Origin of the sequence: Pseudonocardia bannensis (assembly GCF_012911875.1) — a bacterium.
GTDB classification, from domain to species: domain Bacteria; phylum Actinomycetota; class Actinomycetes; order Mycobacteriales; family Pseudonocardiaceae; genus Pseudonocardia; species Pseudonocardia bannensis.
This window is the reverse complement of record NZ_JAAXKZ010000077.1, coordinates 21,934-29,013: the sequence shown is the minus strand read 5'-3', so window position 1 is coordinate 29,013 and position 7,080 is coordinate 21,934. Positions and strand designations below refer to the sequence as shown.

Genomic DNA, 7,080 nt, shown 5'->3' with positions numbered 1-7,080 from the left:
GGGTGGGGGAGTCCGGGTTGCTGGTGACGGCGACGGCGCGGTCGACCACGGTGGGGTTGACCCGGTCGTTGGCCAAGGAGTTGGCCCGGTTCGGGATTCGGGCGAATGCGGTGTCGTTGGCGTTGGTGCGCACCGACAACTTCGATGCGCACGCGGGTGGGTCCGAGGACGAGCGGATGCGCAAGATCCTGGCGCAGTATCCGCTGCGTCGGCTCGGGCACCCGGATGACATCACCCCGATGGTGTTGCTGCTGGCGTCGCCGCTGTCGTCCTGGACCACCGGTCAGGTGGTCTCGGTCAACGGCGGCTACGCGATGCCATGAGCGGGGCCGTGAGCGGAGCTGTGATCGACTCCAGCCCTGATCGGAGAGAACGACGATGAGCGACGCTGAGGACACGGCCGGCGCCGGTGGCACCGGCAGCCTGGGGCGGAGTGTGCGGCGTAAGGAGGACCGGCGGCTGGTCACCGGGCATGGCCGGTTTGTCTCGGATCTGCAGTTGCCGCGGATGCGGCATGTGGCGTTTGTGCGTAGCCCGATGGGGCATGCCCGGATCACCGGGGTGGACACCGCGGCCGCGGTGGATGCCGGGTATCGGGTGTTCACCGGGGCGGACTTCGCCGGTGTGGTGTTGCGGGCGCGTTCGGCGTTGCCGTCGTATGTGGAGACCGACCAGCCGGTGCTGGCGTGGGGGAAGGTGCGTTTCGCCGGGGAGCCGGTGGCCGCGGTGGTGGCCGGCGACCGGTACCGGGCCGAGGACGCCTGCGAGCTGGTCGAGGTGGACTACGACCCGCTGCCGGCCACGGTGTGCGCCTGGGCGGCGCCGCAGGTGCCGGTGCACGCGGCGGCGCCGGACAACGTGTTGCTGGAGCGCCGGTTCGAGGCCGGGTCGGTGGAGGCGGCGTTCGCCGCGGCGGCGGTGGTGGTGGAGCGGGAGTTGGTCACCAACCGGCACGCCGGGAACCCGATGGAGTGCCGGGCCGGGGTGGCGTTGTGGGACGCCGCGGAGCGCAAGCTGACGTTCTGGTCGGGCACGCAGGTGCCGCACATCGTCCGCAACATGCTCGCCGAGCTGCTGGATCTGCCCGAGGGCAACGTGCGGGTGATCGCCCCCGACGTCGGTGGCGGGTTCGGGGTGAAGGCGGTGCTGTATCCGGAGGACGTGGCGCTGTGCCTGATCGCGCGGGGGATGCCCGGGGTGCCGGTGAAGTGGGTGGAGGACCGGGTGGAGCACCTGGCCGCGGCCACGCACGCCCGCGACCACCGGTATCTGATCTCCGCGGGGTTCGCCTCCGACGGCGCGCTGCTCGGGGTGCAGGCCGATGTGTCCTGCAACGTGGGGGCGTACTCGGTGTATCCGTGGACGGCCGGGATCGAGCCGCTGATGGCCGGCGGGCTGCTGTCCGGGCCGTACCGGCTGGACAACTACCGGTGCACGGTGCGCGGGGTCGCGACGAACACCGCGCCGTCGGGGCCGTATCGGGGGGTGGCCCGCCCGGCGAGTGTGTTCGCGATGGAGACCGTGCTCGACGCCGCGGCCCGGGAGCTGGGCCTGTCCGGGGTGGACATCCGGCGCCGCAACCTGATCCGGCCGCAGGACATCCCGTACACGATGCCCTCGCGGCTGGTGGATGACTCCGGGCATTACGGGGCGTGCCTGGACGCCGCGCTGGAGGCGCTGGGCTATGAGCAGTGGCGGGCCGAGCAGGCGCGCCGCCGGGCCGAGGGTGGGGCACCCATCGGGATCGGGTTCGCGGTCTACAACGAGCTGACCGGGCTGGGCCGGGCCGCGAGCGCGGGGCCGCGGATGCCGTTTCGCACCGGGCACGACGCGTGCACGGTGCGGGTCAACCCGGACGGCAAAGTCACGGTGTTTTCCGGGGTGACCTCGCAGGGCCAGGGTCTGGAGACCACGGTGGCCCAGATCGTGGCCGACGGGCTCGGGGTGGGCTACGACGAGGTCGAGGTCCGGATCGGGGACACCGACACCTCGCTGTGGGGGTTCGGGGCGTTCTCCTCGCGGCAGGCGGTGATCGGCGGTGGGGCCGCGCACCGCAGCGCGGTCGCGGTCCGGGACAAGGTGTTGGCGTTGGCGGCCGGGCTGCTGGAGGCCGCCGTCGAGGATCTGCGGATCGAGGGCGGGCAGATCCGCGTGGTCGGCGAGCCGACGCCGCGGCTCAGCGTGGCCGAGGTGGCGCGGGTGGCGTATCTGGAGTCCAACCGGCTGCCCGCCGGGATCGAGCCCGGCCTGGAGGCCACGCAGTTCTACGACCCGGTCCGGGGCGCGTTCGCCGCCGGGGCGCAGGCCGCCGCGGTCGAGGTGGACCGCACCACCGGGGAGCTGCGGATCCTCTCCTATGTGTGCGTGGAGGACGCCGGGCGGGTGATGCACCCGCAGATCGTGGACGGGCAGATCGCCGGGTCGATCGCCCAGGGCATCGGCGGGGCGCTGTATGAGCACCTGGTCTACGACGAGGACGGCAACCTGTCCACCGGGACCCTGCTGGACTACCTGATGCCCACCAGCGCCGAGATCCCGGAGCTGACCATCGGCCACCTCGCCCGTCCCGCGGCCAACCCGCTCGGGGTCCGCGGCGTCGGCGAGGGCGGCACCCTCGGGCCCAACGCCGTCCTCGCCGGGGCCCTGGGCGACGCGCTGGGCGTCGCGGTCGACACGTTGCCGATCACCCCGGCCACCGTGTGGTCGCTGATGCGCGGACAGGAGGCCGGTTCGTGAAGTGTGCACCGTTCGAGTACGTGCGGGCCGGTAGCGTCGCCGAGGCGGTGACCGTGCTGCGCGACACCGACGGCGAGGGCAAGATCCTTGCCGGCGGTCAGAGCCTGGTCCCGATCCTCGCGCTGCGCATGGCGCGGCCGGCCGTGCTCGTCGACGTCAACCGGATCCCCGATCTGGACGGGGTGGCCCGGAACGACGGCTCGGTGCGGATCGGGGCGCTGACCCGGCACAGCGCACTCGTCGCGCAGACCGAGCACCCGCTGCTGGCCGAGGCGGCCCGCTGGATCGGGCACGCCGCGATCCGGACCCGGGGCACGGCCGGCGGCAGCATCGCGCACGCCGACCCGGCGGCCGAGCTGCCGGCGGTGGCCGTGGGCTGCGGCGCGACCGTGCACGTCGCCGGCCCGGCCGGTGAGCGGTCGGTGCCGGCCACGGAGTTGTTCGTCGGTGCGTTGATGACGGGGCTGGGTGAGGACGAGATGATCACCGGGCTCGATCTGCCGGTCCCCGCCCGCTGGGGCTTCGCCGAGTTCGCCCGTCGGCACGGCGACTTCGCGCTGGTCACCGCCGTCGTCGCCGAGATCGAGGGCGAGATCCGGGTCACCGTGGGCGGGGCCGCGCCGGTCCCGGTACGGGCCTCGCGGGCGGAGGCGGTGCTGGCCGCCGGCGGGCCGGCGGCTGAAGCCGGGCGCGCCGCGGCCGAGGACCTGCGGCCCACCGGCGACCTGCACGGCTCGGCCGACTACCGGCGGGCGATCGCCGGGGAGATGGTGCGCCGGGCGCTCGCGCAGGCCGGCGTCGGAACAGGAGCGAACTGATGGACGTCACCGTCAGCGTGAACGGCGAGCAGCACCGGCTCGACATCGAACCCCGCCGCACCCTGGCCGACGCGTTGCGCGAGGACCTCGGCCTCACCGGCACCCATCTCGGTTGCGAGCACGGCGTGTGCGGTGCGTGCACGGTGCTCGTCGACGGCGAGCCCGCGCGGGCCTGCCTGATGTTCGCCGTGCAGGCCGACGGGTGCTCGGTCACCACGGTCGAGGGGCTCGCGGGGGACGACGGCACGCTGCACCCGGTGCAGGAGGCGTTCGTCGCCCACCACGGGCTGCAGTGCGGGTTCTGCACCCCGGGGATGCTGATCAGCGCGCTGCACCTGCTCGAGACCGATCCGGACCCGAGCCGGGAGACCATCCGCGCGGAGATGTCGGGCAACATCTGCCGCTGCACCGGCTACACGGGGATCGTCGACGCGGTCGAGGCGGCGTCGTCGACGATGCGAGATGCGTCCCGGCCCCCTGACCGGCCCTGACCGGGCCCTGCCCGGCCGCAGGACGGTGATCACGAGTCGATCGGGCGGGCCTCACCGCCCCGGTGCCCGCCGTCGACGGACACCGGCCAACCCCCAGCCCCGACCGGATCCCCAGCTCACCGGTAGCGTGCGGCCCGCGGACGAGCCCACCGGTCTTCCACTCGACGTCCGCGGCCGGAACGGCGAGCCGCAGATCCGGGAACCCGCTCAGCAGGGCACCGATCGCGACCTGCAGCCCGGCGGGCGGTGAAGGCCGTGGCCACCGGCTTGCGGAGCCTGGTGTGCTCGGGCGGGTCCATGTAGAGGATCGGGCCGGCCTGGTCGATCTCGGGGTGCTGCCGGGGCACGTCGGCGCCGACGGCCGCCGCCCGGCTGGACCTCGGAGCGGCCGGCGGTGCGCACGTCGTCGTAGCGGACCGCGAGCCAGGCCTGGGCCCTCGGAGGGCAGCCGGACCCGGGAGGCCGGCTCGTCGCGGCTCAGGCCCGCGTAGAGCGGGCCGAGGTCGAGCGCCTCGGCGTCGGCGACGGGGTAGTCCCGGGCGGCCGGGAGACCCGCCGCGATCGTCGTCGCCGGTGTCGTCGCCGCGCGTCCGGTTGTCAGGTGATCCCCGATCCGTCCGATGTGGAAACGACGCTCACAAATCGACCGTAGGAACGGGTCGATCCCGCGTCAATCGGACGCGGCGGGTCCCAGCAGCGCCGTCGCGGCCCGCTCCACGTGCCGGCTGACGACCTCCGGGTCCGCCCCGGCCATCGACTCGGTGCGCAGCACCGTGCGCAGCAGCCCGATCCCGAGCAGCCAGGCCAGCAGCAGCTCGGCCCGCAGCGCGGCGTCGGCGGGGTCGTCGGTGCACACCAGGGAGGCGAACGCACTGCCGTATCCGGCGCCCAGTTCGGCCCGCAGCGCCGCGGTGGCGTCGGAGTTCCCGGCCGAGCGCAGCACCGAGAAGAACAGCTCGGCACCGGAGGTGTCCTCGGAGAGCATCGAGTCGAGGATGCGGCGCAGCAGATCCTGGGGCGGGCCCTCGTTCAGCAGTTCCATGGCCTGCCCGGAGACGGCCTCGGCGAACAGCGCCTCCTTGTTGCCGAAGTGCCGGAACAGCAGTGCCTGGTTGACCCCGGCCCGTTCGGCGACCGCCCGCACCGTGGTGGCGTCGTAGCCCACGCTGGCGAACAGCTCCTGGGCCGCTTCGAGCAGGGCTCGCTTCGTCGCGGCCGAGTCGCGGGGCCGGGCCGGCCGGCGGGCGGGCTCGGACGTCGGCTCGGACGGGTGGACGGTGTCGTTCCCCAAGGTCATCACTCACCTCCCCGTGAAGTGCGGTTCGCGGCGTTCGAGCGACGCGGCGACGCCCTCGGCGAAGTCGCCCGTCCCGCGCAGCCAGAGCTGTTCGGCCGCCTCGTGCTCGGTGATCGCGGCGATCTCGTCGGCGAGCCCGGCCCGCATTGTCGCGCGGATGCTGCGTACGGCGAGCGGCGCGACGGAGGCGATCTCGGCGGCGAGCTCCAGCGCCCGGCCGCGGATCTCACCATCGGCCACGAGCCGGTCGACGAGCCCGAAACGGAAGGCCTCCTCGCCACCGACCCGCCGCCCGGTGACGAGCATGTCGAGCGCGTGCTGCCGCCCGACGACCCGGGGCAGGCTCACCGACAGCCCGAAGCCCTGGTGCAGGCCCAGGCGGGAGAAGTTCGCGCAGAACCGGGTTCCGGGGCCGGCCACCCGGAAGTCGGCCGACACGGCCAGCCCCAGCCCCCCGCCGATCGCGATGCCCTGCACCGCGGCGACCACGGGTGTGCGCACGGAGAACAGACGCACCGCCTCGGCGTAGAGCGAGCCCGCGACGTCGGTCGAGATCCCGGCGGTGCGCTCGCCGTCCCCGCCGAAGTTGGCCCCGGCGCAGAAGTTGCGGCCCTCGCTGCACAGCACGATCGCGCGGACGTCCGCGTCGTCGTCCAGCTCCGCGTAGGCCTCGGCGATCTGCTGGACGAGCGGCACGTCGAAGTAGTTGTGCGGGGGCCGGTGCAGTTCCACGACGGCGACCCCGTCCGGCGTGCGCTCCACGGTGATCGGCGCGGCGGTCTGCTCCGGCGCGGATGACGTCATCGTTCCTCCTCGTGCGGTACTGCGCCGATCAGAACACATCCGGGGCCCGCCCGATGTCCCGGACCGCGCCGCCGGGTTGTGCGACCACCCGTACCGGTGTGCTTCCGGGCGGTCCTGGGTACGCGGCCTGCGTACCCCAAGAACGGAGAGGAACGAGCCTGATGGCGCAGCGTGACTACGAGGAGCAGCCGGAGGCTCCCGACCTGGCCGACACCTTGCACCTGGAGAACTCCTACACGACGGCGGGTCCGCCCGAGGACGTCGACGGGCTGGATGCCGGTTACGTGCCCCCGGACCGTCCGTACGTCCTGGACGAGGACGAGGTCACCAGGGCCGGGGCACGTGCGGGCGACACCCTGGACGAGCGATTGCGCCGCGAGCGCCCCGAGGACGACCGGGACGTCGTCGACCCGGACCGGGCGGGCCGGCTCACCGCGGCCGAGTCCGCCCCGACGGGCGAGCCCGCGGACGACGACGACGCGGTCGACGTCGGGATCGACGGGGGCGCCGCATCAGCCGAGGAGGCAGCCGTGCATCGCGTCGACGCCGACGACATCGAACTGGCGCCGGTCGTCGACGACAGCCCGATGGAGGACCCGGAGGTCGCGGACAACCTCGACACCGGGGCCCGGGCCGAGCGGGCCGCGCGGGACGCGGCCCGTGACGCCGAGGCGGACGGCGACCCGATCGCCGGCCGGGACCGCGACCACCGGGCGGTCGGGGCCGGCGGGGCGGACGCCGCGTCCGCCATCGACGCCGTACCGGATGCTGCCGGGGCCGCCGCTCCGGCGTCCGGGCGCACCGACGCCGGGCCCGACGCGATCCGGTAGCGACCGGTCCCCGTCGGGCCGCGGTGCGAGCCAGGAACGCGGGCCCGGGCCGGCCCGCTCGCCCCGCCCCGTGGGGAACCGGACACGGCCGCCGGCGGGCTCGC

At 74.2% G+C, this 7,080-nt stretch carries 7 protein-coding genes; 5 read left to right on the top strand and 2 right to left on the bottom strand.

The window, feature by feature from the left end:
* From HF519_RS19280 to HF519_RS19265, 4 genes are all read left to right on the top strand, one after another.
* On the top strand, positions 1-323 hold a 323-nt coding region (locus HF519_RS19280; protein ID WP_169414375.1), incomplete at its 5' end, for an SDR family NAD(P)-dependent oxidoreductase.
* Positions 324-378: 55 nt separating this feature from the next.
* Complete coding sequence (locus HF519_RS19275; protein ID WP_169414374.1) at positions 379-2,736, top strand: xanthine dehydrogenase family protein molybdopterin-binding subunit; 2,358 nt, start codon at positions 379-381, stop codon at positions 2,734-2,736.
* The gene (locus tag HF519_RS32975; protein WP_169414373.1) at positions 2,733-3,554 is read left to right on the top strand and encodes an FAD binding domain-containing protein; all 822 of its coding nucleotides are present in this window, start codon (positions 2,733-2,735) and stop codon (positions 3,552-3,554) included. Before HF519_RS19275 ends, HF519_RS32975 begins: the two co-directional genes overlap by 4 nt.
* Positions 3,554-4,045, top strand: coding sequence for a (2Fe-2S)-binding protein (locus HF519_RS19265; RefSeq protein WP_169414372.1), 492 nt, complete (start codon positions 3,554-3,556; stop codon positions 4,043-4,045). The genes HF519_RS32975 and HF519_RS19265 overlap by 1 nt, the downstream gene beginning before the upstream one ends.
* Positions 4,046-4,715: 670 nt before the next feature.
* Here HF519_RS19265 and HF519_RS19260 read toward each other — a convergent pair.
* Together HF519_RS19260 and HF519_RS19255 are read right to left on the bottom strand one after the other, a co-directional pair.
* On the bottom strand, positions 4,716-5,342 hold the full coding sequence (locus HF519_RS19260; RefSeq protein WP_169414371.1) for a TetR/AcrR family transcriptional regulator: 627 nt from the start codon (positions 5,340-5,342) through the stop codon (positions 4,716-4,718).
* 3 nt (positions 5,343-5,345) lie between these two features.
* A complete protein-coding gene (locus tag HF519_RS19255) occupies positions 5,346-6,146 on the bottom strand; it encodes an enoyl-CoA hydratase/isomerase family protein (RefSeq protein ID WP_169414370.1) in 801 nt (266 codons plus the stop codon).
* Positions 6,147-6,307: 161 nt separating this feature from the next.
* On the opposite strand from HF519_RS19255, the gene HF519_RS30515 reads away from it, so the two are divergent.
* Positions 6,308-6,976, top strand: a complete 669-nt coding sequence (locus HF519_RS30515) for a DUF5709 domain-containing protein (protein ID WP_211170259.1) — start codon at positions 6,308-6,310, stop codon at positions 6,974-6,976.
* Positions 6,977-7,080 lie beyond the last annotated feature (104 nt).